Raw genomic sequence first — 26166 nt, forward strand, 5'->3', positions numbered from 1 at the left:
CGTATCCTCGCTACTAGGCTGGCCGCGTAGATCATTTCAAATACACCCTCTCAGGCCAGCGCCGCGCGCGGCGCCGCGGCCGTGGCCCCCGTGCCGCTGGCGATAGGCCGAGGGCGTGCAGCCGAAGGCCGCGCCGAACGTGCGTGTGAAATGCGGAATGTCCTGGAAGCCCCAGCGCAGCGCGATGGCCGAGACCGGCCGCCGGTCCGCGGGGTTCGCGAGGTCCTGCGCGCAGCGTGCCATGCGCTGCGCGCGGATCCACGCGGCCGGCGTGCTGCCCTCGTGCGCGAAGGCCAGGTGCAGGTAGCGCACCGAGACGCCGAAGCGCCGCGCGATCGAGGGCACGTCGAGCTCGGGTGAATCGAGCGCCTCGAGCACATGGGCCTTGACCCGGCGCACCAGCAGCTGCCGGTGCGCATCGCGCATGGGCGGCGCGGCGGCCACGCCGGCATCCGCCGCGCGCGCCGACTCGGCCACCAGTTCGCACAGCAGCACCGCCAGCCGCTCGGCCGCGGGCCCCGCGGGCAGCCCGCCGCCCTCCATCAGCGACTGCATGAAGCCCGAGGTCGCGCGCCCGATGCCGGCCGGCCCGCCGAGCGTGCGCGCGAACAGGGCGCGCGGCTCGCTGACGCGTGGCAGCAGCAGCTCGCGCGGCACGCGCAGCGACAGCACTTCGAAGCGCTCGTCGAAATGCAGCGTGTAGGGCCGCGCCGTGTCGACGATGCTGAAGGCGCCGGGCGTCACGCGCGTCTCGCGGTGGCCCTGGCGCACGATGCCCTGGCCCGCGACCTGCAGGTTGACGAACAGCCGGTCCTGCGGATCGCGCCGGATCTGCGAGAAGTCGCGCACCACGGTGTGGGCCTCGGCGCGGATGCGCGCCACGTTGATGGCGCCGATGCCCTCCATGTCGACCCGGCTCGCGAAGCCCGCGCCGCGCTCGGCCGAGCGCGGATCGAGTGCCGCGAAGGCCTCGCACACCACCTCGCGCCAGTAGGCGAACTGCTCGGGCGCGGCGACGGCTTCGGTGGACCAGGACTTCATGTGCGCACCTGTGGGCGGGCGGTTGGGATACGCATCATCGCGACGGCACGCGGGCCTTGCAAGCCGCGCGCCCGTGCTGCGCGATCCGGCAAGGCGCCGTGCACGAAACGACAAGGCCCCACGAGGGTGGCGCGGCCAGACTGCGGCCCCACCCATCACTCGACCGGATTTCCCATGACCATCGACTTCACCCTCGACCCCGCGCGCCGCGCGCTCCAGCTCGATGCGCGGCGTGCCGCCAGCGAGGTGCTCTCGCAGGTGCGCGCCGCCACGCGCGCGCTGCACACGCCCGGCGAGCGCTTCCGCGCCACGCGCCCGATGTACGAGGAGATCATCCGCCGTGGCTTCCTGCGCCGGCTCATGCCGCAGCCCTTCGGCGGCGAGGGCACGGGCATGGTCGACCTCGCGATCGTGGCCGAGGAGTTCCATGCGGTCGACTGCAATGTCTCGCTGACGCTGTTCGCCAACCTGCTGGGGCTGGCGCCGCTGTTCATCGCCGGCACGCCCGAGCAGCACCGGCGCCTGCTCGCGCCCTTCCTCGCCTGCGAGGGCGCGCCGCTGGCCGCGCTGGCCAACAGCGAGCCCGGCGGCAGCGCGAACTTCGCCGCGCCGCGCCCCGGCGAGGGCGTGCGCACCACGGCCGAGCGTGGCGAAGGCGGCTGGCGCATCCACGGCACCAAGCAGTGGGTGTCGGCCGCCACCGGCTGGGACGGCGAGGGCGCCGACCTGCTCAGCGTGGTCTGCCGCACCGACCCCGAGGCGCCGCCCGAGGCCGCGCTCTCGATCCTCGTGGTGCGGCGCGGCGCGCCGGGCCTGGTGCCGCTGCACGACATCGATGCCATGGGCCACCGCGCGCACCTCGTGCCGCGCTTCCGGCTCGACGGCGTGGCCGTGCCCGACGCCGACGTGGTCGGCCCGGTGGGCGGCGCGCGCGACATCGTCGAGGCCAGCTTCTCGGGCACCGCGGCGCTGGTCGGCATTATGGGCGTGGGCCTGATGCGCGCGGCCTTCGACGTGGCGCTGCGCTTCGCGAAGACCGAGTGCCGCGGCGGCGCGCTGCCGATCGTCGAGCACCAGGCCGTGGGCTATGCGCTGGCCGATGCCAAGACCACCATCGAGGCCGCGCGCGCCCTGGGCTGGAAGGCTTGCGATGCGATCGACCGCCAGCTGCCCGGTGCGCTCGAGCTCGCGCTGCAGTCGAAGATCTTCGGCTCCGAAGCCGCCGTGCGCGTCATCACCGACCTGATGCGCGTGGTGGGCATCGACAGCTACGACCACGAACTGCCGCTCGCGGGCCTGCTGCAGGATGCGATCGCGCTGCCGCTGTTCGACGGCGGCAACATGGGCGTGCGCCGGCGGCAATTGCACGCGCTGCTGCGCGCGGCGGACTACGACCCGCTCACGGCCGCCGGCATCGCCTGACAAGGTGTGAGCGCGCCGGTCAGCTTCGGCTGGGCATGGGGCCGCAGAATCCCGTCACCAAGAAAGCGGGAAGCAAAGCACCATGCCCAATGTCGTCAAGACCGTCCGCGCCTTCAACGCGGACCGCGATCCCGAACGCCTGGCGATGAAATACGCCAACCTGCGTTCGAGCCCCTTCGTCTTCCTGCGCGGCACCTGCCACCTGTTCTACGACCGCCTGCCCTCGGGCGCGCTGTTCGCCAAGGCGCCGCTGGCTTGGCTCTGTGGCGACGCGCACCTCGAGAACTTCGGCAGCTACAAGGGCGACAACCGGCTGGTCTATTTCGACCTCAACGATTTCGACGAGGCCGCGCTCGCGCCCGTGACCTGGGAACTGGTGCGCTTCCTCACGAGCATCCTCGTGGCCGGCGATGGCTTGAGCCGCAGCGCCGCCGAGTCCGCCGCGCTGTGCAGGGTCTTCCTCGACGCCTATGCGGGCGCGCTCGCGCTCGGCAAGGCCCGCTGGGTCGAGCGCGACACCGCGACCGGCCTGGTGCGCGAACTGCTCGACACCCTCAAGGCGCGCACCCGCCCCGCCTTCCTCGACCGGCGCACCGAGCGCAAGGGCCGCCGGCGCCTGATCCGCAGCGACGGCAAGCACGCGCTGCCGGCGAGCGACGCGCAGCGCGAGCGCGTCGTCAAGCTGGTCGATCGCTTCGCGGCCTCGCAGCCCAACCCGGGCTTCTTCGAGGTGCTCGACGTGGCGCGGCGCATCGCGGGTACCGGCAGCCTCGGCGTGGAGCGCTACATCGTGCTGGTCGAGGGCAAGGGCTCGCCCGATGCCAACTACCTGCTCGACCTCAAGCAGGCGCTGCCGTCCTCGCTCGCGCCGCACCTGAAGAAGACGGCGCAGCCCGCCTGGGAATCGGAGGCGCACCGCGTGGTCGCGCTGCAGCGCCGCATGCAGGCCGTGTCGATGGCCTTCCTGCATCCGATCGTCACGCGCAAGAGCTCGTACGTGCTGCGCGGCCTGCAGCCCAGCGAGGACCGCGTGAGCCTCGACGCGCACCGCACGCGGCCCGCCGACATCCGCGCCGTGATCGACGACATGGGGCAGCTCATGGCCTGGGCGCAACTGCGCAGCGCGGGCCGGCAGGGCTCGGCCATCGCGGACGCCCTGGTCGACTTCGGCGCCTCGGCGAAGTCATGGCGCGCGGACCTGCTCGACGCCGCGCAGCAATGCGCCGCGCAGGTGGCGAAGGACTGGGCGGTGTACTGCGAGGCCTACGACGCGGGCGCGATGGCCGTACCATCCTGAGTTCCAACACACGCAGGAACCCGATTCGAGGTTCGGTGCGAAGACGAGAGAGAGGGATCGGAGATGGAGTTTTTCAGCGGTTTTTTCTTCTGGGTGCTGCTGTGCGTGGGGGCTGGCTACTGGGCGTCCCACAAGGGGCGCACCGGCGTGGGCTGGTTTTTCATCAGCGTGATCGTGAGCCCCGTGATCGCATTCATCCTGCTGTTGATCCTCAAGGATCTGCCGAAGGAGGGCAAGGAGTCCGCCGCGGCAAGCGCCGCCAGGCAGCCGCCGGCCGAGCCTCCCGGCCCGACCGACGACGACTATGCCGTGGCGCTCGAAGAGGTGAACGGCGGGCAGCGCAAGGCCGGCATCTGGGCCCGGGCTTTCACGGATGCGGTCGGCGACAACGACCGCGCCGTGGCCTTCTACACGGCGCGCCGCGCGCAGGACCTGGCCGACGAGCGCCACCGCCTGATGGTCGATGAACTGCGGCAATCCGAGGAAGGCCGGGCCCTGCTCGCGAAGCAGGCCTACGACGCCATTCCCAAGGGCACCTGCCCCAATTGCCAGGCGGTGATTCCGCTCGATTCGGCCGTGTGCCCCATGGCCAAGTGCGGCGCCTCCTTCGACGCGCCCGACGGCTGGCGCATCAAGCCACTGAGCCCCTGATGGCTGCACCCGGGCGGGCGCGGCGGTTCACCCGACCAGCCCGACCACCGAGCGCACCACGCTGACCGCCGCCAGCGCGATCAGCAGGTTCAGCACATGCCGCCTGAACTGCTCGGGCGACACCCCCTTGAACGAGCGCTGCCCCCACCAGATGCCGGCCAGCATCGCGGGCGCGAGCCACAGCGCCCACTTGAAGGTGTCGGGCCCGAGCAGCTTGCCGGTGGCATGCGCGGCCGGCATCAGCGCGGCGCTCGCGAGCGACACCACGTCGCTGAACAGCAGCAGTGCGATCAGCGTGGCGCGCAGCGCGGCCGGCGCCATCGCGGTGGTGCTCAGCAGCACGGCGATGGCGATGCCGCCGATGGCCGCCACGCCGTTGATGAAGCCCGAGGCCAGGCCGGCGCCGAAGCGCACCGCGCGCGTGGGCACCAGCGTGGCACGCGCGCCGCTGCGCAGCAGCAGCGCGGCGGCCATCAGCAGCGCGCCGATCAGCAGGCGCAGCGGAGTCTCCGGCAGCCAGGCCAGCAACGCCACGCCGAGCGGAATGAACAGCAGGTTGCCGAGCATCAGCCAGCCCAGCCAGGGCATGTCGACGTCGCGCGCGATGCCGCGCAACTGGCTCAGGCTCGCGAGGATCTCGAGCATGAAGATCGCGGGTACCACCAGCGCGGGCGAGACCACGAGCGACATGCCGGCCACCGTGATGGCCGAGAAGCCGAAGCCCGCGAAGCCGCGCACCACGCCGGCCGCGAACACCACGCACAGGCTGTAGGCGAGCAGCAGCGGCGCCAGCGGCGGCGTCAGTAGGTCGGCCGGGTTCATGCCGCGAACAGCGGCAGCAGCTTGAGCCGCTGCACCTTGCCCGAGGGCCCGCGCGGCAGGTCGGTCACGAAGCGGTAGTGGCCCGGCGCCTTGTAGCGCCCGAGCGCCTCGGCGCTGAAGGCGCGCAGCTCGTCCTCGCCGCAGGCGCAGCCCTCGCGCAGCACGATGCACACGCCGACCTCCTGGCCGTAGTGGCGGTCGGGCACGCCGACGGCCGCGGCCTCGAGCACGGCGGGATGCCGCAGCAGGGCCTCGTCGATCTCGCGCGGCGCGATGTTCTCGCCGCCCTTGATGATCAGTTCCTTGATGCGGCCGGTCACGAAGAAGAAGCCGTCGGTATCGCGGTGGCCGAGGTCTCCGGTGCGCAGCCAGCCGTCGGGCGTGAAGCTGGCACGCGTGGCCTCCTCGTTCTTGTAGTAGCCGCGCATCACGTTGGGCCCGCGGATCGCGAGCTCGCCGGTGCTGCCGTCGGGCACTTCGGCGAGTGCCGCGTCGATCACGCGCGCCTCGCAGCCCGAGGCGCGGCCGACCGAGCCCAGCTTGCGCCGCGCCGGATCCAGCGGGTTCGAGAACGAGGGCGCGGCGGTCTCGGTGAGGCCCATGGTCTCGACGATGCCGATGCCGAACAGGCGCTCGAAGGCGCGGTGGTGCTCGGGCGGCAGCGCGGCCGAGGCCGAACGGCAGAAGCGGATGGCGGCCGTGCGTTCGCGCGCGGGTGCCTCGCCCTCGAGCAGGTACGAGATCATGGTCGGCACCACGTTGATCCAGCTGCAGCCGGCCTGCGCGGCCTGCGCCCAGAAGCGGCCGGCCGAGAACTTCGGCGGCATCGCGAGGCTGCCGCCGTGCGCGAGCGGCGCCAGCATGGTCACGCAGAAGGCGTTGATGTGATAGAGCGGCAGCACCGCGAGCACGCGGTCGGCGCTTCCCAGTTCGTGCTCGGCGCTGATCGCCTGCGCGTTGGCCGCGAGGTTGCGCTGCGTGAGCATCACGCCCTTGGGCTGGCCCGTGGTGCCCGAGGTGTACATCAGCAGCGCGACCGCATCGGGCGAGGGCGCGGGAAGCGACGTCGCTTCGCCTTCCCCGGGCAGCGCGAGTCCGTCGGGATCGGCCACCAGCACCGACACCGGCCGGCCGCTGTCCACGAGCATCGCGCGCACGCGTTCTTCCCACTCGGGCGCCACGCAGACCACGCGGCAGTCGGAGTGCGCGAGCACGTAGCGCATCTGCTCGAGCTGCGACAGCAGGTTGACCGGGTTCACGATCATGCCCGCATGCATGGCGCCGAGCAGCAGCCGCAGCGTCTGCAGTCCGTTGGGCATCACGACCGAAACCGTGTCGCCGGGCCGCGCGCCGGCCGCCTGCAGCGCGCCGGCCACGCGGCGGCAACCGAGCGCGAGCGCGGCGCAGTCGATGCGCGCCTCGCTCTCGGTGGACAGCGCATACACCGCGCCCGGCTGGCGCGCGGCGGCCTGCTCGATCAGGCCATGGACGGTGTCGCTGTCGCCCGCCGCCATGCTCAGTGCGCTCCGTGCTGCGCGAAGAAGGCGCCGAAGATCTGTTCCTCGCTCGGCACCTGCTCGGCGATCGGCCGCGACACGCGCGTGATGTTGAGGTAGTGCCGGTAGTTCATGTTGTCGGAGAAGTTGTTGCGGCCCCAGGTGCCGCAGCCCATCGAGAGCGAGAACGGCAGGCCGTTGTCGAAGCTGCCGCCGGTGGCGATGCAGTGCGCCTGGTCGACGATCACGCGCGACACCGGCAGCGTCAGGCCCAGCTCGAGCGCGCGCTCTGGCACGGCCGAATGCAGCCCCACCGAATGGCCCGCGCCCTCGTAGCCGTAGATGCGCTCGACGATCGAGGCCGCATGCGCGAAGTCGCGCGCCGCATAGATCGCGAGCACCGGGCTGAGCTTCTCGCCCGAGAACGGATGGTCGTGGCCCACGCCGTCCTCGACCACCATCAGGATGCGCGGATCGGCCTCGGCGATCGCCTGCCAGGCCGCGCGGTTGGCGCCGTCGACCTCCGCGGCGCGCTCCGCGATGGCGCGCGCCGACTGGCCGATGACCGCGGCCGAGAGCTTGCCCTCGGGCCACATCAACTGCTGAAGGGTGGCCTTCTGCGCCTCGCCGAGCATCACGGCGCCGCGGTCCTTGAGGGCCGCGAGCAGGCGCGCGCGCACCGCGTCGACGACCACCAGGCTGTTCTCCGACGAGCAGCTGGTCGCGTTGTCGAAGGTCTTCGAGCGCACGATGCGATCGGCCGCGGCCTCGGTATCGGCCGTCTCGTCGACGATGCCCGCGACATTGCCGGCGCCCACGCCGAAGGCCGGCGTGCCGCTCGCATAGGCGGCGCGCACATTGGCCTGCGAACCGGTGGCCACCACCAGGTCGCACAGCCGCATCAGTTCGGCCGTCGACTGCTTGTTGACGGGTGCGGGCAGCAGCTGAACCAGGTCGCGCGGCGCGCCGATGCGGTCGAACTGCTGGTGGATGAATTCGATCAGCCGCGCGGCGGTGCTCCAGCCCTTGGGCGAGGGCGCGACGATCACCGCGTTGCGGCCCTTGAGCGCATTGATGATCTTGTTGGCCGGCGTCGCGCCCGGGTTGGTCGAGGGCGTGATCGCGCACACCACGCCGACCGGCCGCGCGATCTCGACGATGCCGCGCGCCGGGTCCTCGGCGATCACGCCGACCGAGCGCGCGCCCTGCAGGTCGCGCAGCAGGCCGAAGGTCTTGCGGTGGTTCTTGCGCACCTTGTCCTCGACGTTGCCCACGCCCGTGTCGGCCACCGCCAGCTCGGCCAGTTCGCGGTTGCGCGCGGGTTCGATGAGGGCCCAGCCGGCGGCCGTCACCGCCGTGTCGACCTGGGCCTGCGACCAGGTCTCGTAGATGCGCTGCGCCGCGCGGGCGCGTGCCACCAGTTCGACGATGGGGCCCGAGGCTTCTGAGTAGGATGCGGAGGTGTTCATGGAAATCGCTCGGCGCCCGTGGCGCCGTTCATCAAGAAGAGAAGAAAAAACTAGTCGACGCGGATGTTCGCTTCCTTGGCGAGCTTGCTCCAGCGCACGAGTTCGGTCGAGACCACCTTGCCGAGCTGCTCGGGCGTGCCGCCCACGCCTTCGCTGCCCTGGGCCAGCAGCTTGTCGCGGATGTCGGGTTCCTTCACCACCGTGTTGATCACACGGTTGAGCCGGTCGATCGCGGGTTGCGGCGTCTTCGCGGGCACGAACACCGCGTACCAGGAGTCGACGTCGAAGTCGGGAATGCCGGCCTCCTGCATCGTCGGCACCTCGGGGAAGGCGGCGCTGCGCTTGGTGGTCGACACGGCCAGCGCCTTGAGCTTGCCGGCCTTCACGAACTGCGCCGCGGCGGGAATCGATACCCACAAGAGCGGCACCTGGCCGCCCATCACGTCGGTGACCGCCGGGCCGCCGCCGCGGTAGGGCACGTGCGTCATCTGCGTGCCGGTGCGCAGTTTCAGCAGCTCGCCCGCGAGGTGGCCGGGCGAGCCGTTGCCCACCGAGGCGAAGGAGATGCTGTCGGGCTTGGCCTTGGCCATCGCGACCAGCTCGGCCACGGTGCTGGCCGGGAACTGCGGGTTCGCCACCAGGATCTGCGGCAGCGAGGCCACCAGGCCCACGGGCGCGAAGTCCTTCGCGGTGTCGAACGAGAGCTTGTTGTAGATCGCGGGGTTGATGGTGTGCGAGGACAGCGTGAACAGCACCGTGTAGCCGTCGGCCGGCGACTTGGCGACCAGCTCGGTGCCGATCGAGCCGGCCGCGCCGCCGCGGTTGTCGATCACGACCGGCTGGCCCAGCAGCGTCTGGAAGCGCTCCTGCACGATGCGCGCGATCACGTCGGTGCCGCCGCCGGGCGGGTAGGGCACGATCAGCTTGATCGGCTTGCTGGGGTAGTCGCTCCCGTTCTGCGCGAACGCGGCCAGCGGCGATGCCAGCGCCGCGGCGGCCAGCAGCCCCGCGCGCAACCAGGGGGCGGACAAGGACAGTCTCATGCAGGTCTCCTTCTCGTTGGGGTGGCGGGGGCGGTGGCGGGGCGGTAGCCCAGCGTGGCGCTGGCGTCGCGCGCGCAGGCCATGATGCGTTCGGAGAGTTCGCGCGCCTGGGTGCGCGCGAAGCGGATGGAGGGCACGCTCATGCCGACGGCGGCCACGGCCGTGCCGCGCGCGTCGAACACCGGCACGCCGAGGCCGCAGACGCCCAGGCGCCATTCCTCGCGGTTCTCGGCATAGCCGCGCGCGCGGCTGCGCTCGAGCTCGGCCTGCAGCGCATCGAAGTCGACGATGCTGTGCGGCGTGTGGGGTTGCAACGTGCCGAACAGCGCCCGCAGCGCGGTGGCGTCGAGCCGCGCGGCCGCGAGCATTGCCTTGCCCGAGGCCACGCAGCAGGCCGGCGCGCGGCCGCCGATGCGCGAATAGGCGGCCACGGGCAGCGGACTGTCGAACTTGTCGAGGTAGACGATCTCGGCGCCGTCGAGCACCGCGAGATGGATGGTCTCGCCGCTGGCCTGCGCCAGTGCCGCGAGATGCGGGCGCAGCAGCGCGCCGATGTCGGCCGCCTCGGAGACCATGGCGCCGAGCTCGAACAGGCGCAGGCTCGGCCGGTAGGCGCTGGTGTCGGCGTCCTGCACCGCCCAGCCGCATTCCACCAGCGTCTGCAGCGTGCGATGGGCATTGCTGCGCGCCATGCCGAAGGCAAGGGCGACGTCGGTCACGCGGCAGGCGCGTGCCTGGCGTGCCATCCATTCCATGACGGCGAGGCCTTTGGCGAGCGTGGAATCCATGCGTCTCCGTTGTCCCGACGCTTTCTATAGATTCCAAATATTGGAACAGCGTTCGGATAATTGAAACTCAATGTACAAACGCCGATGGCGCTTGTCAACGCGACACTTTCGGCTGACATGGCGCGCGGGCCATGCGGAACTCAGTGCCGGTGCCGCCCCGCCATCAGCGCGATCACCTCGCGGAAGATCGCATTGCCCGTCGAGGCCGCGAGGTCCAGCACGTGGCTGTGGCTGTAGTAGGGGCTCAGGTCCAGCCCCACGCCGATGCCCGCGATCGCGATGTCGCGCTGCTGCTCCTGGCGCGCCAGCACCTCGCGCAGGTGGTGGTCGAGGTAGTGCGGATCGTTGGCGAGATGGGTCGCGCTGTCCATCGGCGAGCCGTCGGAGATCACGAGCAGCAGCTTGCGCTCCTCGCTGCGCGCGCGCAGCCGCGTACAGGCCCAGTCCACGGCCTCGCCGTCGATGCCCTCGCGGAACAGCTCGGGCCGCAGCAGCGCGGCCATCGGCGCGCGCGCGCGGCGCCACGGCGTGCCCGCGGCCTTGAACACCAGGTGGCAGCGCTCGTTGAGCCGGCCCGGGTGCGCGGGCCGGCCCGCGCGCAGCCAGTCGCGCTGCGCGCGGCCGCCGTTCCAGGCGCCGGTGGTGAAGCCCAGCACCTCGCTGGCCACGCCGGCCTGCTCGAGGGCGCGCGCGAGCACGTCGACCAGCATCGCGACCGATTCGGCATGCTCCTTCATCGAGCCCGAGCAATCGATGAGGAAGCTGACCACGCAATCGGCCAGCGGCTCCTCGCGCTCGATGCGGAACAGCCGCCGCTCGGCCGGCGAGGCCACGAGCTGCGCGAGCCGGCGGCCGTCGATGCGGCCTTCCTCCTGGCCGCCGTCCCAGCCGTCGCGCTCGGGCACGGCCAGCAGCGCGCGCAGTTCGCGCGCGAGCCGCGCCAGGTTCACGCCCTGCGCCGCGATGCGGCGGTCGAGCCGTTCGCGCAGCTCGGCCAGCAGCTCGCGGCGCACCAGCGTGGCGGCCTCGTGCTCGCGGTCGTGCTCGGTGGTGAATACGCGGTAGGCGGCACCGGCCTCCTCGAGCAGCCGGCTGCGCCCCGACTGCGCGCTGACGTGCTGCTCGACGATCTCGCGGTCCATCTCGGCGACCAGGCTGAACACGCTGCGCTTGTCGTCGGTGTCGTTCTGGCGCGTGTCGGGCGCTTCGTCATCGCCGCCGGCCTCGTGCAGCATCGCGGCGACCGTGCGCGCGATCGCCAGCGCATGCACGGCATACGCGGCCTGGTCGAAGCGATCGCGCCGCAGCCCGCCGAGCGCATGGCCGATGCGCGGCGCGAGCGCGAAGCGCGTGGCCTCGAGCATGTCCTCGGTTTCCTCGACCACCTGCTCGCCGCTCACGCGGGCACGGCAGATCTGCGCCACCGCGTACAGCAGCAGGCCGCGCGCGGTCTCGGTCAGGCCCGAATGGTGGAAGGCCAGCGACCACTGCGCGTGGCGATGGCGCAGGTTGCGCCGCATGCCGGCCATGGCCTCGGGCACCAGCGCCTCGGCGCGGAACTGCTCGAGCATCTCGAACAGCATGCGCTCCACCGGCTCCTCGGGCTGCAGCGTGCAGTGCAGCGCGGCATCGGAGCCGGCGATGCGCAGGGCGAGGCCGTCGGCCACGCCGCGGAACGATTCGAAGTCGTCGGTCTCGGGCGAGGGATGCAGATGCGGCGCGAACCACGGCAGCGGCACGCGGCCGCGGTGCAGGCGCCGGCCGCGGAAGTGCAGGTCGCGCTCGCCGCTGAAGGCGCGCACCACGCCCGCGCAGAGCTCGGCGACGCGTTCCTCCTGCCGAACCTTGCGGATGTCCTGCTGCGTCATGGCGCGCCGCGCTCAGCCGTCCGCGAGCCGGTGCGATTCCGCGAGCTCGTGGTCGAAGCAGCGCTGGAAGTACTCGGCCACCAGCGGCCGCTCGGCCTCGTCGCACTTGTTGACGAAGGAGAGGCGGAAGGCCAGCGCCACGTCCTTGAAGATCTCGAGGTTCTCGGCCCAGGTGATCACGGTGCGCGGCGACATCAGGGTCGACAGGTCGCCGGCCGCGAAGCCCTTGCGCGTGAGGTCGGCCACCGCCACCATCGCCGCGACCGTGGCGCGGCCCGCCGCGTCGGCCAGCGAGGGCACGCGCGCCTGCACGATCGCGATCTCCTCGGCCGTGGGCAGGTAGTCGAGCGAGGCGACGATGTTCCAGCGGTCGATCTGCGCATGGTTGAGCCGCTGCGCGCCGTGATACAGGCCGTTGAGGTTGCCCAGGCCGACCGTGTTGGCGGTGGCGAACAGCCGGAAGAAGGGATGCGGACGCAGCACCTTGTTCTGGTCGAGCAGCGTGAACTGGCCGTCGCGCTCGAGGATGCGCTGGATCACGAACATCACGTCGGGCCGGCCCGCGTCGTACTCGTCGAAGATCAGCGCCACCGGCCGCTGCAGCGCCCAGGGCACCATGCCCTCCTGGAACTCGGTGACCTGCTTGCCGTCGCGCAGCACCACCGCGTCCTTGCCGACCAGGTCGAGCCGGCTGATGTGGCCGTCGAGGTTGAGCCGCACGCAGGGCCAGTTCAGCCGCGCCGCCACCTGCTCGATGTGGGTCGACTTGCCGGTGCCGTGCAGCCCCTGCACCATCACGCGCCGGTCGCGCATGAAGCCCGCGAGGATCGCGAGCGTCACGTCGGGGTTGAAGCGGTAGACCGCGTCGATCTCGGGCACGTGCGCATCGCGCTCGGCGAAGGCGGGCACCTGCAGGTCGGCGTCGATGCCGAAGGTCTCGCGCACGCCGACGAGGCGCGTGGGGTGGAGGGCGGCGATGTCGTTCATGAGGCGGATGGGTGTGGAGGTGTCAGGCCTGGGCGCGGCGCGCGGGCGTCGCATCGGCGTCGATGCGGCTCAGCGCGAGCGCCGCCCGCTGCAGCGCGGGCAGCAGCGTCTTCGCCTTCGCGATGTCGAGCCGCATCACGGGCGCCTGCACCGCGATGCAGAGGTTCGACGGACTGTCGCCCGTGGTCGGCACCAGCGCGGCGATGCACAGCAGGCCGGGCAGGAACTCCTCGTTGTCGATCGCGAAGCCGTTCTTTCGCACGCGCTGGATCTCGGCCTCGAGCGCCGCGGCATCGGTCAGCGTGCTCGCCGTGTAGGCCTCGAGCGAGGCATTCGCCAGCAGCCGGCGGCGCTGCGCCTGGCCCATCTGCGCGAGGAACATCTTGCCGCTGGCCGAGCAGTGCACCGGCACGCGCGAGCCCGGGTGCAGGTAGAAGCGCAGCGGCGCCGCGGTCTCCACGCGGTCGAGGTAGACCACCTCGCTGCCCGACAGCGCCGTGAGGTTGCAGCTCTCGCCGATCTCCTCGACCAGCTGGCGCAGCACCGTGTGGCGCGCGCCGTGCAGGCTGTCGTTGAACAGCAGGTTCTCGGCCAGCCGGCGCAGCCGCGTGCCCATGCCGTAGTGGCGCCCGTCGCCCTCGCGCTGCAGCAGGCCCGCACCCTCCATCTGCTGCAGCATGCGGTGCAGCGTGGGCTTGGGCAGGCCGGTCTCCTCCACCAGGCCCTGCAGCGAGTAGCGCTGGTCCTTGGCGGCGATCACCTCGAGCAGCGCGAACAGCCGCATCGCCGGGGTGTCGGCGCCCGGGGCCTCGGCGGAAGGCGGGAGCGACTTGACGATCTTCATGGCGGCGGATCATAGTCCTTTTGCAAAAAATAGAACATTCCGTACCGTTTTTTGGAATTTGTTTGACGCCGCACGGCACCCGTCCTATAGTCCGCCCGATTCGCCAACCCCGAAATACGGAACTTCCCGTTCCGGCTTTTTGCAGTCCGCCGTCCAGCCCTTCATCCGCAGGAGACACCGACCCATGAGCAAGCAACCCACCCGCGAAGCCGTCACCGGCGTGCAGAAGATGACGCCCTCCGAGGCCTTCGTCGAGACCATGGTCGCCAATGGCGTGACCGACATCTTCGGCATCATGGGCTCGGCCTTCATGGACGCGATGGACATCTTCGCGCCCGCCGGCATCCGCCTCGTGCCCGTGGTGCACGAGCAGGGCGCGGCTCACATGGCCGACGGCTATGCGCGCGTGTCGGGCCGCCACGGCGTGGTGATCGGCCAGAACGGCCCCGGCATCAGCAACTGCGTGACCGCGATCGCGGCCGCCTACTGGGCGCACAGCCCGGTGGTGATGATCACGCCCGAGACCGGCACCATGGGCATGGGCCTGGGTGGCTTCCAGGAGGCCAACCAGCTGCCGATGTTCCAGGAGTTCACCAAGTACCAGGGCCATGTGAACAACCCCAAGCGCATGGCCGAGTACACCGCGCGCTGCTTCGACCGCGCCATCTCCGAGATGGGCCCGACCCAGCTCAACATCCCGCGCGACTACTTCTACGGCGAGATCACGACCGAGATCCCGAAGCCGATGCGCGTGGAGCGCGGCGCTGGCGGCGAGAACAGCCTCAACGCCGCGGTCGAGCTGCTGGCCACCGCGAAATTCCCCGTCATCCTCTCGGGCGGCGGCGTGGTCATGGGCGATGCCGTGGAAGAGTGCAAGGCGCTCGCCGAGCGCCTGGGCGCGCCGGTGGCCAACGGCTACCTGCGCAACGACTCCTTCCCCGCGAGCCATCCGCTGTGGGCCGGCCCGCTGGGCTACCAGGGCAGCAAGGCCGCGATGAAGCTGATCGCGCAGGCCGACGTGGTGCTCGCGCTCGGTTCGCGCATGGGCCCCTTCGGCACCCTGCCGCAGCACGGCATGGACTACTGGCCCAAGGACGCGAAGATCATCCAGGTCGAGGCCGACCACACCAACCTGGGCCTGGTGAAGAAGATCACCGTCGGCATCCACGGCGATGCCAAGGCCACGGCCAAGGCCCTGCTCGAGCGCCTCGCGGCCAAGACCCTGGCCTGCGACGCCACCAAGGCCGAGCGCGCCGCGAAGATCAAGGCTGAGAAGGAGGCCTGGGAGAAGGAACTCGACGCCTGGACCCACGAGCGCGACCAGTTCAGCCTCGACGTCATCGAGGAAGCCAAGGGCGAGAAGACGCCCACCGGCGGCACTTACCTGCATCCGCGCCAGGTGCTGCGCGAACTCGAGAAGGCGATGCCGCCGCGCGTGATGGTCTCGACCGACATCGGCAACATCAATGCCGTGTCGAACAGCTACCTGCGCTTCGAGGAGCCGCGCTCCTTCTTCGCGCCGATGAGCTTCGGCAACTGCGGCTACTCGCTGCCCACCATGATCGGCGCCAAGTGCGCCGCGCCCGACCGCCCGGCCGTGGCCTATGCGGGCGACGGTGCCTGGGGCATGAGCATGGTCGAGATCATGACCGCCGTGCGGCACGACATTCCCGTGACCGCGGTCGTGTTCCACAACCGCCAGTGGGGCGCCGAGAAGAAGAACCAGGTCGACTTCTACAACCGCCGCTTCGTTGCTGGCGAACTCGAGAGCGAGAGCTTCGCGGGCATCGCCAGGGCCATGGGCGCCGAGGGCATCGTGGTCGACCGGCTCGAGGACGTGGGCCCGGCGCTCAAGAAGGCCATCGACCTGCAGATGAACCAGCGCAAGACCTGCGTGATCGAGATCATGTGCACGCGCGAACTCGGCGATCCGTTCCGCCGCGATGCGCTCGCGAAGCCAGTGCGCTTCCTCGACAAGTACAAGGATTACGTCTGATCGGACGGCGCCGCGCATGACCGACCAGCTGCTCACGCTCAACGCGGGCTCGTCGTCGATCAAGGTCGCGCTGTTCGACGCGGCCGGTGCCGACGGCGGCCTGCCCGCCGCGCACTGGTCGGGCCAGGCCGATGGCCTGGGCGCGGGCCTCGATGCACGGCTGCGCATCCGCGATGCGCAGGGCCGCACCCTGCACGACGCGAAGCTCGAGGGCGATGCGCGCTCGCACCGCGGCGCGCTGGCCGCGCTGCTCGACTGGCATGCGCAACAGGGTGGCGCCGGCCGCATCGCGGGCGTGGGCCACCGCATCGTGCATGGCGGCATGGACTTCGTGGCGCCGGTGCGCATCGACGACGCCGTGCTCGAGGACCTGGCCGCGCTCGAACCGCTCGCACCGCTGCACCAGCCGCACAACCTCGCGGGCGTGCGTGCCGCGATGCACGCCTTCGCCGGCGTGCCGCAGGTGGCCTGCTTCGACACCGCCTTCCACGCGGTGCAGCCCGAACTCAATCGCCGCTTCGCGCTGCCGCGCGAACTGCACGACGCGGGCGTGCGGCGCTACGGCTTCCATGGGCTCTCGTACGAATCGATCGCGCACCAGCTCGCGCGGCAGGCGCCCGAGGTCGCGAACGGCCGCGTGATCGTCGCGCACCTGGGCAACGGCGCCTCGATGTGCGCCATCGCGCAGGGGCGCTCGGTCGCCACCACCATGAGCTTCTCGCCGCTCGACGGCCTCACGATGGGCACGCGCTGCGGCCGGCTCGATGCCGCCGTGGTGCTCTACCTGATGCGTTCGCGTGGCATGTCGGCCGATGCGGTCGAGAAGCTGCTGTTCCGCGAATCGGGCCTGCTCGGGCTCTCGGGCGTGTCGAGCGACATGCGCGCGCTGGAAGCATCGGACGAACCCGCGGCCGCCGAGGCCATGGATCATTTCGTCGAGCAGGTGGTGCAGCACATGGGCGGCCTCGCGGCTGCGCTTCGCGGCGTCGATGCGATCGTGTTCACGGGCGGCATCGGCGAGAACGGCGCCGGGTTGCGCGCGCGGGTGCTCGAGGACTGCGCGTGGATGGGCGTGGAGCTCGAAGCTGCCGCCAACGGCGGTGGGCAGGCGCGGATCTCGACCGATAGCAGTCGCATCAGTGCGTGGGTACTGCGCACCGACGAGGAAGCCGTGATCGCGTGCCACACGGCACGCGTGCTCGCCTAACCCGGCAGCGGCGCCACCGACCCGCGCGGCACGCTCGCGCCGCAATGGCGCAGGAAGTCCGCGGTCGCGCGGCCCAGCAGCTTGTCGCGGTGCATCACGGTCGCGAGCCGCCGCGTGCCCGCGGGCAGCTTCGTGCGCAGCTCGACCAGGTGCCCGTCCTCCAGCGCCTGCGCCACCGTGTAGCGCGAGAGGCAGGCCAGCCCCGTGCCCGAGGCCACCACGCGCTTGATGGCCTCGGTGCTGCCGAGTTCGAAACCCACCTGCACCTGCTCGAGGTTCTGAATCAGCCAGGCATCGGTGACCTGGCGCGTGCCCGAGCCATGCTCGCGCAGCACCCAGGTGGCCTGCGACAGCTGCCGGTGCGTGGCAACCCGGTCGGCCAGCGCATGGCCGGGCGCGGCCACGATCACGAGTTCGTCGGTGCGCCAGGCGCGCACCACCAGGTCGGGATGGGTCTGCGGCCCCTCGATGAAGCCGACGTCGACGTCGAAGCCCGCCACCGCGTCGATCACGTCGCGCGTGTTGGCGATGTGCAGGTGCACCTGGCTCTGCGGATGCAGCGCGGTCCAGGCCGAAACGCGCTCGGGCAGCAGGTACTCGCCGATGGTGAAGCTGGCCGCCACGCGCAGCGGCGCCGCATGCTCGCCGCTGAACAGGGCCTGCACCTCCGCCGCCTGGTCGAGCAGCGCCTGGGCCTTGGGCAGCAGCGCGCGGCCGTTCTCGTTGAGCACCAGCCGGCGGCCGATGCGGTCGAACAGCAGGGCGCCGACCGAGCCTTCGAGGTCGGCCAGCGCGCTGCTGGCGGCCGACTGCGAACGCGCGATGCGGTCGGCCGCGGCGCGCGTGCTGCCGCCGCGCGCGGTGGCCACGAAGACCTCGAGCTGGCGCAGGTTGAGGCGCAGGCGGGTCGAATTCTGCTGATCTGATTTTCCGGTCATCGTGAGCAATATTCTGCGCTTTTCCGTTCGATCGACGCTGCCTACCATCGGCCGGCCACGCTTGAAAACAAAGGACCGCCAGTGTTCAGTTTCCTGTCCCGCGAGCCCGTGCACGATCCGCTGGCGGCGCCCACGCCGACCGACCAGACCGAGGTCAAGACCACCACCTGCTACATGTGCGCCTGCCGCTGCGGCATTCGCGTGCACTTGCGAGAGGGCGAGAACGGACCCGAGGTGCGCTACATCGACGGCAACCCCGACCACCCGCTCAACAAGGGCGTGATCTGTGCCAAGGGTTCCTCGGGGATCATGAAGCAGGTGTCGCCCGCGCGGATCACGCAGCCGCTGCTGCGCAAGCCCGGCAGCGAACGCGGCGCCGGCGAGTTCGAGCCGATCGGCTGGGACCGTGCCTTCGAGATCCTGACCGAGCGGCTCGCGAAGATCCGCGCCACCGATCCGAAGAAGTTCGCGCTGTTCACCGGCCGCGACCAGATGCAGGCGCTCACCGGCCTGTTCGCGCGCCAGTTCGGCACGCCCAACTACGCGGCGCACGGCGGCTTCTGCTCGGTCAACATGGCCGCGGGCATGATCTACACGATCGGCGGCAGCTTCTGGGAGTTCGGCGGCCCCGACCTCGAGCGCGCCAAGCTGTTCGTGATGATCGGCACCGCCGAGGACCATCACAGCAACCCGATGAAGATCGCCATCAGCAAGTTCAAGCGCGATGGCGGCCGCTTCATCTCGATCAATCCGGTGCGCACCGGCTACTCGGCCATCGCCGACGAATGGATCCCGATCAAGCCCGGCACCGACGGCGCGCTGCTGATGGCGCTGCTGCACGAGCTGATCGCGAGCGAGCTGATCGACCACGCCTTCCTCCAGCGCTTCACCAACGCGCCGCAGCTGGTAGTGCTCGACGACTGCGAGCGCGAGGGCCTGTTCGCCTTCGACCCCGAGCGCGGCCCGCCGGGCGACGGCCGCAACCCGCACAACAAGCTGGTGTGGGACCGGGCCAGCGGCACGGTGAAGCCCGCCTATCCCGAGGGCATCGCCGACGGCTGCGATCCCGCGCTCGAGGGCCACTACACGCTGGCCGACGGCACGCGCGTGGCGCCCTCGTTCCAGCTGCTGCGCGAGCGCGTGGCGAGCTGCACGCCCGAATGGGCGCAGGCCATCACCGGCATCGATGCCGCGCGCATCCGCAAGCTGGCGCGCGAGATGGGCGAGACCGCGCTGCGCCAGGCCTTCGAGCTGCCGATCGCCTGGACCGATGCCTGGGGCAAGCGGCACGCCACCACGCAGGCGCGGCCCGTGGCCTTCCATGCGATGCGCGGGCTGGCCGCGCATTCGAACGGCTTCCAGACCGTGCGCGCGCTCGCGATCCTGATGAGCGTGCTCGGCACCATCGACGCGCCCGGCGGCTTTCGCCACAAGGCACCGTACCCGCGCCACATCGTGCCCAACTACCGGGCCTTCAACGACCCCGGGATGATCCAGCCCAACACGCCGCTCAATGCGGCGCCGCTGGGCTTTCCGGCCAGCCCCGACGAGCTCGCGATCAACCCCGACGGCTCGCCGATACGCATCGACCATGCCTTCTCGTGGGAGCATCCGCTGTCGGCCCACGGGCTGATGCACAACGTCATCACCAATGCGGTGAAGGGCGATCCCTACCGCATCGACACCTTGCTGATCTTCATGGCCAACATGGCCTGGAACTCGAGCATGAACACGATGGCCGTGCGCGAGATGCTCAACCGCAAGGACGACCAGGGCGAGTACATGATCCCGTTCCTGGTGGTGTGCGATGCCTTCCAGAGCGAGACCGTGGCCTTCGCCGACCTGGTGCTGCCCGACACCACCTACCTCGAGCGCCACGATGTGATGAGCATGCTCGACCGGCCAATCTCGGAGTTCGACGGGCCGGTCGATTCGGTGCGCATCCCGGTGGTGCCGCCCACGGGGCAGTGCAAGCCGTTCCAGGAGGTGCTGATCGAGCTGGCCTCGCGGCTGAAGTTTCCGGCCTTCACCACGGCCGAGGGTGGCCGCAAGTACGTCGACTACCCCGACTTCGTCGTCAACTTCCAGCCGCAGCCGGGCATCGGCTTTTTGATGGGCTGGCGCGGCAAGGACGGCACCGAGCATCTGCGCGGCGAGCCCAATCCCAAGCAGTGGGAGGCCTACGCGCAGAACAACTGCGTGTTCCAGTACCACATGCCCGAGACCATGCACTACATGCGCAACTGGAACCGCGAGTACCTCGACTTCGCGAAGGACAAGGGCTGGCGCCAGCGCAACGACCCGGTGCAGCTCGCGCTGTACTCCGACACCCTGCAGAGCTTCCGCCTCGCCGCGCAGGGCAAGAGCGCGGGCCGCCAGCCGCCCGAGGGCCTGCGCGAACGCATCGCGACCTACTTCGATCCGCTGCCCTTCTGGTATGCGCCGCTCGAGGAGGCCGCGACCGACACCGCGGCCTATCCGCTCAACGCGCTCACGCAGCGGCCGATGGCGATGTACCACTCGTGGGATTCGCAGAACGCGTGGCTGCGGCAGATCCACAGCCACAACTACCTGCATGTGAATCCCGTGACGGCCGAAGCCGCGGGCATTGCCGATGGCGGCTGGTGCTGGGTCGAGAGCCAGTGGGGCAAGGTGCGCTGCATGCTGCGCTACAGCGAGGCGGTCGAGCCCGGCACCGTGTGGACCTGGAATGCGATCGGCAAGGCCGACGGCGCGTGGCAGCTCGCACCGGGCGCCGACGAGGCGCGCAAGGGCTTTCTGCTCAACCACCTGATCAGCGAGGAGCTGCCGTGCGCGGGCACGGCCAGCGGGCGCATCAGCAATTCGGATCCGATCACGGGGCAGGCCGGCTGGTACGACGTGCGCGTGCGCATCCGGCCGGCCGAGCCGGGCGAGCCCGAGGAAAGCTATCCGCAGTTCGCGAGCATGCCGAGCGCGCCCGGGGTGCTGGGCAAGGCGGCGCAGGTGTTGACGTACTTTGCGGGGAGGGGGCGCAAATGATGCAGTGGTTGAAGGACCTCGTGGCGGGGGGCGCGCAGCCCCAGGCCGTGGCCGGCGCCGCCGGTGCATTCGTGCCGGCCTCCGCGGGCGGGGCGGCGGCGAGCCAGCGCGCCGAGCCCGGCGAGACCCTCGCCAAACAGCTCGCCCTCGTGATCGACCTCAACGTCTGCGTCGGCTGCCATGCCTGCGTGACCTCGTGCAAGCAGTGGAACACCTCGGGCAGCGCGGGCCCGCTCGCGGACTTCGAGCCCTATGGCGCGAACCCCACGGGCACCTTCTTCAACCGCGTGCAGACCTACGAGGCCGGTTCGTTCCCGAACACCGACACCGTGCACTTCCCCAAGAGCTGCCTGCACTGCGAGGACCCGCCCTGCGTGCCGGTCTGTCCGACCGGCGCGAGCTACAAGCGCAAGGAAGACGGCATCGTGCTGGTCGACTACGACAAGTGCATCGGCTGCAAGTACTGCGCCTGGGCCTGTCCCTACGGCGCGCGCGAGCTCGACGAGGAACGCCAGGTCATGACCAAGTGCACGCTGTGCGTCGACCGCATCTACGACGAGCAGCTGCCCAAGGAAGACCGCAAGCCCGCCTGCGTGAAGGCCTGCCCCACCGGCGCACGCCTGTTCGGCGACGTGAAGGACCCCGACTCCGAGGTCTCGCGCGCGATCCGCGAGCGCGGCGGCTATCCGCTGATGCCCGAGTGGGAGACCAACCCCGCCAACCGCTACCTGCCACGCCGCAACATGGCGGCGCCCGCGCAGGGCACGCCGGAGTAGCGCGCATGCATCCCGCCTTCTCGATCCTCTTCTTCACCACGCTGGCCGGTGCGGCGCAGGGCCTGGTGGCCGCGCTCGCGCTGGCCGTGCTGTTCGGCCTCGGGCTGTCGCCGGGCTTCCTCGGCAGCGCGCTGGCGCTGGCCGAGGTGCTGCTGGTCGCGGGCCTCGCGGCCTCGTTCATGCACCTGGGCCGCAAGACGCGCGCCTGGCGCGCGGTGCTGATGTGGCGCACCTCGTGGATGTCGCGCGAGGTGATCGTGCTGCCGGCCTTCATCGCGCTGGTCGCGCTGTGGTGGCTCGCGCTGCGGCTCGATGTCGCGGCGCCGTGGTCGGTGCTGCTGCCGGTGCTGGTGCTAGGGGGCGCCATCGCGCTCTGGTACTGCACCGCGATGATCTACGCCTGCCTTCGCTTCATCCAGGAGTGGGCGCATCCGCTGACCATCGCCAACTTCATGTTGATCGGGCTGTCGTCGGGCCTGGTGCTGGCCTGCGCGCTCGCTGCCTGGGCCGGCGAGGCGCGCTTCGTGCAGGCCTTCGGGCCGTGGGCGCTGGCCTTCACGCTCGTGGCCTGGGCCGTGCGCGCGGTCACGCTGCGCCGCAATGCGCGGCTGCGCCCGCGCTCCACCTTGCAGTCGGCCACCGGCATCCGCACGCACAAGCTGGTGCAGAAGTCGATGGGCATGTCGGCGGGCTCGTTCAACACGCGCGAGTTCTTCCATGGCGCCTCGCAGCTCGCGCTGCGCCAGGTCAAGCTGGGCTTCCTGCTGCTGGCCTTCGCGCTGCCCGCGCTGCTGCTGGCCTGGGGCCTCGCGAGCGCGGCCGCGCTGCCCTGGCTGCTCGCGGTGCTGGTGCAGGCGCCGGGGCTGCTGGCCGAGCGCTGGTTCTTCTTCGCGCAGGCGCAGCATCCGCAGAACCTGTACTACCAGGTGGTGTCGTAGGACCGATGCCCGTCGTCGAGGCCGCTAGGGGTTAGCACGCTGGCCGGATGCCGGGTGGTGATGCAAAAACACGCGTTGCCTTCCGAACGACAGGTTGCCCCCTCCGATGACCGACCACCTGTATTTCTTCAGTGCGAATTCCTACGTCTACGCCTCGCGCAAGGACGACTTCCCCGCCACCTCCAGGCCCCATGCGGTGCTGCTGTTCTCCGTCGACGGCACGCCGCTCACCTTGCGCACGCCGCGGCGCCAGTTCGTGGGCGGCGCGATCGCGGTGGCGCCGCAGACGGTGCGCACGCTGAGCATGTCGAACGCGGGCCTGGTGAGCATCAACCTGCCGCCGTCGTCGCCCTTCTTCAGCGCCTTCAGCAGCATCGTGCCGCCGGGCGCGCACGTGCTCGAGCGCAAGGCCTTCAAGCCCTTCGACGGCTTTCTCGCCGGCATGCACGAGGGCGCGCGCAAGCCCGCGCAGGCCGAGGAGATCTTTCGCGACCTGGTCACGATGGCGGTGGAGCAGCTGCCGCGCGCGCAGCGCATCGACACGCGCGTGCTGCAGGTGCTGCGCTACCTCGACGAGGAACCCGAGGCCTCGCTGGTCGAACTCGCGCGCGCCTTCGAGCTCTCGCCGCACCGCATGTCGCACCTGATCTCCGATTCGCTCGGGCTGTCGTTCCGTGCCTACCAGGCCTGGCGCAAGCAGGTGCGCGTGTGCAAGCTGCTGTACTCGGGCCGCTCGCTCACCGACATCGCGCACGAGGCGGGCCTGAGCGACTCGGCGCATCTCTCGCACTTCTACCGGCACTGGTACGGGCAGAGCCCGTCGTACTCGCGCGACCGCGAGTCGGTGAAGTTCTTCTCCTGAACGCGCCCACCCAAAAAGCCGCCGCGAGGCGAAACCCGCGGCGGCTTTCTTCTTCATGGCGGCGCGTTCAGCGCGGCATCTGCTTCGTCGTCACGGTCGAGAAGCCGGTCTTCACGATCGAGGGAATGCCGATGTCGAGGTACTGGTCGGCATCGTCGTACTTCGGCCAGGTCACGCCGACCTTGGCGACGTTGGGATCGCCTGTGGTGGCGAAGCGGGTCCACATGCTCATCACCTCGTCGCTGAGCTTGTAGTCGCGATCGCTCACGCCCGGATCGGGCGGGATGTCGGGGCTCGCGGGCAGCAGCGAGGTGCCGTAGATGCGCCCGACCGTGGCGAGCGAGCCGTACTGGTAGGACACCTCGAGCCCGTGGTAGGCCGCCACGCCCGCATTGGCCCAGTTCACCGGCACGTGCGTGAAGATGTAGGTGTAGATCGGCGACTTCTGCACCTTCACCATCTGCTTGAGGAAGTTGCCGCGCAGCGGGTTGGCCGCCGTGATCTCGGCGCCGCCGTTGCCCACCATGAAGGGCACGTCGCTGTGCTTGTTGTCGAGGATCAGGTTGCCGATGGTGTCGGGCAGCGACCAGTCGTCAACCGTGAAGGCCGTGGTGTAGCCGCTGCCGCTCGCGAACGAGGCCGCGATGATGTCCTGCCACGGCTTCTTGCGCAGCGCCTCGATGTCGGCCGCGCCCACCTTGGCCATCAGCTTCACGCCGTACTGCTCGGTCTGCGCGAGCGGCGTACCGGCGGTGGTCCAGCCGGCTTCGGCGATGGCGCGGTGGAACAGCCCCTTGGCCAGCGGCGAGGCCACGAGCCAGTTGGTCTTCATGCCGCCGCCCGAGTGGCCCCAGATGGTGACGTTGCCCGGATCGCCGCCGAAGCCCTCGATGTTCGCCTGCACCCACTCGAGCGCCGCGACCAGGTCGAGCTGGCCGTAGTTGCCGGAGGACTTGTGGGCCGACTCGGCGGTGAGCGCCGGATGCGCCATGTAGCCGAGCGCGCCGATGCGGTGCTGCACCGTGACCGACACCACGCCGTGGTTGGGCAGGTTCGGCAGGTTGTCGCTCGCGCGGTTCACCGATCCGGTGGTGAGGCCGCCGCCGTGGAACAGCACCATCACCGGCAGCTTCTCGCCCTTCTTCTTCGCGGGCGTGGTGATGTTGAGGCGCAGCACGTCCTCGCCCATGCCCGACTCGGGCACGGCGTCGTAGACCGGCGACGCGGGGAAGGGCTGCGGCGCCATCTTGCTGTAGCTGGTGGCGGCATAGACACCGTCCCACGCGGCCGGCGGCTGCGGCGGTTTCCAGCGCAGGTTGCCGACCGGCGGCGCGCCGTAGGGGATGCCCTTGTACTGGTGCACCTGCGTGTCGCCTTCGCCGACCGTGCTGCCCGACACCTTGCCCGATGCGGTCTGGATCGGATCGGCGTAGGCGTTCGCATCCGCCGCGGGCGGCGGGTCGCCGCCATTGCCGCCCGATGCGGGGGGCAGCGGAATGAATCCGCTGCCGCCGCCACCACCGCCGCCGCATGCCACCAGCCCCGCGCTCAATGCGAGGGCCATGAGCCACTTCATCCCCGTACCTCTGTCCTGACGTTTCATGTCTCCACACCTGGTTGTTGAGTGAGCTGGCATCGTAGGAACGCAGGTGCGCGCACGCTTGTACCGAGATGCTGTGCTGACGCGGGCGCGACAACAGCAACTCGGTACAAGCGCGAGCGGTGGGAATGTGCTTGCGTGGCGCGCGCCGCGCGCGGACTTCAGGCCTCGTGGTTCAACGCCAGCCCGGGCGTGGGCCAGTCGTCGATCGCGATCAGCCGCCCGCTGCCCGACAGCGTGACGAAGGCGGTGCGCAGGCCGGGGCCGCCGAAGCAGATGTTGGTGGTGTAGCGGTCGGGCAGCGGCAGGTGCTCGACCTGGCCGCCGTCGGGCGCCACGATGCTGATGCCGCCGTGCAGCAGCGTCGCCACGCAGAGATTGCCGAGCGCATCGACCGCCATCGAATCGAAACGCTGGTAGTGCCCGCCCGGCGAGGCGCAGAGCATGCGCCCGCCATGCGGCGACGGCCAGCCGTCCTTGCGCACGCGGCCCGGCGCCACGATGTCGAAGGCCCAGACGCGCGCGCCCTCGGTCTCGGCGTAGTAGAGCGTCTGGCCGTCGGGCGACAGCGCGATGCCGTTGGGCGTCATCACGGGCCGCGCGATCGCATGCGCGGCGGCGCCGTCGGCATGGCCGTAGAACAGGCCGCCGCGGTCCATGTCGCGCTCGCGCACCTTGCCGAGGTCGGTGAAGTAGAAGCCGCCGTGCGCATCGAACACGATGTCGTTGGGCCCGCACAGCGCGCCGCCCTCGACCGTGTCGTAGAGCCGCTCCGCGCGGCCGGTTGAGAGGTTCACGCGCTCGATGCGCCCGCCCGAGTAGTCGTCGGCCTGGCCCACGGGCCGCACGCTGCCGTCGGCCTCGGCATGCCACTTGAAGCCGCCGTTGTTGCAGACGTAGACCGCGCCGTCGGGACCGATCGCGGCACCGTTCGGGCCGCCGCCGAGATCGGCCACCACCTGCACCAGGCCATCGGGCCGCACGCGCGTGAGCGTGCCGCGCGCGATCTCCACCAGCAGCACCGAACCGTCGCGCAGGGCGATCGGTCCTTCGGGAAACTGCAGGCCGCTGGCGATTTCTCGGATCTTCATCGGGTGTCT

Annotated in this window: 21 protein-coding genes; 9 read left to right on the forward strand and 12 right to left on the reverse strand. The window is 70.5% G+C overall.

Annotation, left to right across the window (positions count from 1 at the left end; all coding sequences use genetic code 11):
- Positions 1-36: 36 nt before the first annotated feature.
- Entirely contained in the window at positions 37-1041 is a 1005-nt protein-coding gene (locus tag AC07RV_RS43510) for an AraC-like ligand-binding domain-containing protein (RefSeq protein ID WP_296774490.1), read from the reverse strand.
- 174 nt (positions 1042-1215) lie between these two features.
- On the opposite strand from AC07RV_RS43510, the gene AC07RV_RS43515 reads away from it, so the two are divergent.
- From AC07RV_RS43515 to AC07RV_RS43525, 3 genes are all read left to right on the forward strand, one after another.
- Positions 1216-2463, forward strand: a complete 1248-nt coding sequence (locus AC07RV_RS43515; protein ID WP_296774488.1) for an acyl-CoA dehydrogenase family protein — start codon at positions 1216-1218, stop codon at positions 2461-2463.
- An 82-nt stretch (positions 2464-2545) separates the two neighbouring features.
- Positions 2546-3760, forward strand: a complete 1215-nt coding sequence (locus AC07RV_RS43520; RefSeq protein ID WP_296774486.1) for a DUF2252 domain-containing protein — start codon at positions 2546-2548, stop codon at positions 3758-3760.
- 63 nt (positions 3761-3823) lie between these two features.
- Complete coding sequence (locus AC07RV_RS43525; RefSeq protein WP_296774484.1) at positions 3824-4411, forward strand: zinc ribbon domain-containing protein; 588 nt, start codon at positions 3824-3826, stop codon at positions 4409-4411.
- A gap of 27 nt (positions 4412-4438) precedes the next feature.
- On the opposite strand, the gene AC07RV_RS43530 is transcribed toward AC07RV_RS43525, so the two are convergent.
- The 8 genes from AC07RV_RS43530 to AC07RV_RS43565 all read right to left on the reverse strand — a co-directional run bounded on the left by AC07RV_RS43530 (position 4439) and on the right by AC07RV_RS43565 (position 13728).
- Positions 4439-5233, reverse strand: coding sequence for a sulfite exporter TauE/SafE family protein (locus AC07RV_RS43530; RefSeq protein WP_296774482.1), 795 nt, complete (start codon positions 5231-5233; stop codon positions 4439-4441).
- A complete protein-coding gene (locus tag AC07RV_RS43535; RefSeq protein ID WP_296774480.1) occupies positions 5230-6747 on the reverse strand; it encodes an AMP-binding protein in 1518 nt (505 codons plus the stop codon). The genes AC07RV_RS43530 and AC07RV_RS43535 overlap by 4 nt, the downstream gene beginning before the upstream one ends.
- Before the next feature lie 2 nt (positions 6748-6749).
- Positions 6750-8198 (reverse strand): acylating sulfoacetaldehyde dehydrogenase, encoded by a 1449-nt coding sequence (gene sauS, locus AC07RV_RS43540; RefSeq protein WP_296774478.1) that lies wholly within the window; start codon positions 8196-8198, stop codon positions 6750-6752.
- Between the two features lie 50 nt (positions 8199-8248).
- Entirely contained in the window at positions 8249-9241 is a 993-nt protein-coding gene (locus tag AC07RV_RS43545) for a tripartite tricarboxylate transporter substrate binding protein (RefSeq protein WP_296774476.1), read from the reverse strand.
- Positions 9238-10029: an IclR family transcriptional regulator gene (locus AC07RV_RS43550; protein ID WP_296774475.1), complete on the reverse strand. Its 792-nt coding sequence runs from the start codon at positions 10027-10029 to the stop codon at positions 9238-9240. The genes AC07RV_RS43545 and AC07RV_RS43550 overlap by 4 nt, the downstream gene beginning before the upstream one ends.
- 140 nt (positions 10030-10169) lie before the next feature.
- Positions 10170-11897 carry a cobaltochelatase CobT-related protein gene (locus tag AC07RV_RS43555; protein WP_296774473.1) on the reverse strand — a complete coding sequence of 576 codons (1728 nt, stop codon included), beginning with the start codon at positions 11895-11897 and terminating at the stop codon, positions 10170-10172.
- Positions 11898-11909: 12 nt separating this feature from the next.
- Positions 11910-12884, reverse strand: coding sequence for an AAA family ATPase (locus AC07RV_RS43560; protein WP_296774471.1), 975 nt, complete (start codon positions 12882-12884; stop codon positions 11910-11912).
- 22 nt (positions 12885-12906) lie between these two features.
- Positions 12907-13728 (reverse strand): IclR family transcriptional regulator, encoded by an 822-nt coding sequence (locus AC07RV_RS43565; protein WP_296774469.1) that lies wholly within the window; start codon positions 13726-13728, stop codon positions 12907-12909.
- 184 nt (positions 13729-13912) lie between these two features.
- Here AC07RV_RS43565 and xsc point away from each other — a divergent pair, with 184 nt between their 5' ends.
- Both xsc and AC07RV_RS43575 read left to right on the forward strand, forming a co-directional pair.
- Positions 13913-15724, forward strand: coding sequence for a sulfoacetaldehyde acetyltransferase (xsc, locus tag AC07RV_RS43570; RefSeq protein ID WP_444852678.1), 1812 nt, complete (start codon positions 13913-13915; stop codon positions 15722-15724).
- 16 nt (positions 15725-15740) lie between these two features.
- The gene (locus AC07RV_RS43575; RefSeq protein WP_296781442.1) at positions 15741-16931 is read left to right on the forward strand and encodes an acetate/propionate family kinase; all 1191 of its coding nucleotides are present in this window, start codon (positions 15741-15743) and stop codon (positions 16929-16931) included.
- On the opposite strand, the gene AC07RV_RS43580 is transcribed toward AC07RV_RS43575, so the two are convergent.
- On the reverse strand, positions 16928-17869 hold the full coding sequence (locus AC07RV_RS43580) for a LysR family transcriptional regulator (protein WP_296781441.1): 942 nt from the start codon (positions 17867-17869) through the stop codon (positions 16928-16930). The genes AC07RV_RS43575 and AC07RV_RS43580 overlap by 4 nt on opposite strands.
- Positions 17870-17950: 81 nt before the next feature.
- On the opposite strand from AC07RV_RS43580, the gene AC07RV_RS43585 reads away from it, so the two are divergent.
- From AC07RV_RS43585 to AC07RV_RS43600, 4 genes are all read left to right on the forward strand, one after another.
- A complete protein-coding gene (locus AC07RV_RS43585) occupies positions 17951-20890 on the forward strand; it encodes a molybdopterin oxidoreductase family protein (RefSeq protein ID WP_296781440.1) in 2940 nt (979 codons plus the stop codon).
- Positions 20887-21666 carry a 4Fe-4S dicluster domain-containing protein gene (locus tag AC07RV_RS43590; protein WP_296781439.1) on the forward strand — a complete coding sequence of 260 codons (780 nt, stop codon included), beginning with the start codon at positions 20887-20889 and terminating at the stop codon, positions 21664-21666. Before AC07RV_RS43585 ends, AC07RV_RS43590 begins: the two co-directional genes overlap by 4 nt.
- 5 nt (positions 21667-21671) lie before the next feature.
- Positions 21672-22604 carry a dimethyl sulfoxide reductase anchor subunit family protein gene (locus AC07RV_RS43595; RefSeq protein ID WP_296781438.1) on the forward strand — a complete coding sequence of 311 codons (933 nt, stop codon included), beginning with the start codon at positions 21672-21674 and terminating at the stop codon, positions 22602-22604.
- Between the two features lie 106 nt (positions 22605-22710).
- Positions 22711-23466: a helix-turn-helix domain-containing protein gene (locus tag AC07RV_RS43600; protein WP_296781437.1), complete on the forward strand. Its 756-nt coding sequence runs from the start codon at positions 22711-22713 to the stop codon at positions 23464-23466.
- Positions 23467-23533: 67 nt separating this feature from the next.
- Here the strand turns inward: AC07RV_RS43600 and AC07RV_RS43605 are convergent, their stop codons facing one another.
- Both AC07RV_RS43605 and AC07RV_RS43610 read right to left on the reverse strand, forming a co-directional pair.
- Positions 23534-25030 (reverse strand): carboxylesterase/lipase family protein, encoded by a 1497-nt coding sequence (locus tag AC07RV_RS43605; RefSeq protein ID WP_296781436.1) that lies wholly within the window; start codon positions 25028-25030, stop codon positions 23534-23536.
- Between the two features lie 197 nt (positions 25031-25227).
- Positions 25228-26157 carry an SMP-30/gluconolactonase/LRE family protein gene (locus tag AC07RV_RS43610; protein WP_296781435.1) on the reverse strand — a complete coding sequence of 310 codons (930 nt, stop codon included), beginning with the start codon at positions 26155-26157 and terminating at the stop codon, positions 25228-25230.
- Between the last annotated feature and the right edge of the window lie 9 nt (positions 26158-26166).

The organism is Variovorax sp. GW821-FHT09B01 (assembly GCF_059418345.1).

Bases quoted from the DNA above. Each gene is read 5' to 3' on its own strand.
- AC07RV_RS43515 (WP_296774488.1), top strand. From the start codon at position 1,216: ATGACCATCGACTTCACCCTCGACCCCGCGCGCCGCGCGCTCCAGCTC.
- AC07RV_RS43545 (WP_296774476.1), bottom strand. From the start codon at position 9,241: ATGAGACTGTCCTTGTCCGCCCCCTGGTTGCGCGCGGGGCTGCTGGCC.
- AC07RV_RS43610 (WP_296781435.1), bottom strand. From the start codon at position 26,157: ATGAAGATCCGAGAAATCGCCAGCGGCCTGCAGTTTCCCGAAGGACCG.
- AC07RV_RS43530 (WP_296774482.1), bottom strand. From the start codon at position 5,233: ATGAACCCGGCCGACCTACTGACGCCGCCGCTGGCGCCGCTGCTGCTC.
- AC07RV_RS43590 (WP_296781439.1), top strand. From the start codon at position 20,887: ATGATGCAGTGGTTGAAGGACCTCGTGGCGGGGGGCGCGCAGCCCCAG.
- AC07RV_RS43550 (WP_296774475.1), bottom strand. From the start codon at position 10,029: ATGGATTCCACGCTCGCCAAAGGCCTCGCCGTCATGGAATGGATGGCA.
- AC07RV_RS43595 (WP_296781438.1), top strand. From the start codon at position 21,672: ATGCATCCCGCCTTCTCGATCCTCTTCTTCACCACGCTGGCCGGTGCG.
- AC07RV_RS43565 (WP_296774469.1), bottom strand. From the start codon at position 13,728: ATGAAGATCGTCAAGTCGCTCCCGCCTTCCGCCGAGGCCCCGGGCGCC.
- AC07RV_RS43535 (WP_296774480.1), bottom strand. From the start codon at position 6,747: ATGGCGGCGGGCGACAGCGACACCGTCCATGGCCTGATCGAGCAGGCC.
- AC07RV_RS43525 (WP_296774484.1), top strand. From the start codon at position 3,824: ATGGAGTTTTTCAGCGGTTTTTTCTTCTGGGTGCTGCTGTGCGTGGGG.
- AC07RV_RS43600 (WP_296781437.1), top strand. From the start codon at position 22,711: ATGACCGACCACCTGTATTTCTTCAGTGCGAATTCCTACGTCTACGCC.
- AC07RV_RS43580 (WP_296781441.1), bottom strand. From the start codon at position 17,869: ATGACCGGAAAATCAGATCAGCAGAATTCGACCCGCCTGCGCCTCAAC.
- sauS (WP_296774478.1), bottom strand. From the start codon at position 8,198: ATGAACACCTCCGCATCCTACTCAGAAGCCTCGGGCCCCATCGTCGAA.
- AC07RV_RS43520 (WP_296774486.1), top strand. From the start codon at position 2,546: ATGCCCAATGTCGTCAAGACCGTCCGCGCCTTCAACGCGGACCGCGAT.
- AC07RV_RS43575 (WP_296781442.1), top strand. From the start codon at position 15,741: ATGACCGACCAGCTGCTCACGCTCAACGCGGGCTCGTCGTCGATCAAG.
- AC07RV_RS43510 (WP_296774490.1), bottom strand. From the start codon at position 1,041: ATGAAGTCCTGGTCCACCGAAGCCGTCGCCGCGCCCGAGCAGTTCGCC.
- AC07RV_RS43605 (WP_296781436.1), bottom strand. From the start codon at position 25,030: ATGGCCCTCGCATTGAGCGCGGGGCTGGTGGCATGCGGCGGCGGTGGT.
- xsc (WP_444852678.1), top strand. From the start codon at position 13,913: ATGAGCAAGCAACCCACCCGCGAAGCCGTCACCGGCGTGCAGAAGATG.
- AC07RV_RS43555 (WP_296774473.1), bottom strand. From the start codon at position 11,897: ATGACGCAGCAGGACATCCGCAAGGTTCGGCAGGAGGAACGCGTCGCC.
- AC07RV_RS43560 (WP_296774471.1), bottom strand. From the start codon at position 12,884: ATGAACGACATCGCCGCCCTCCACCCCACGCGCCTCGTCGGCGTGCGC.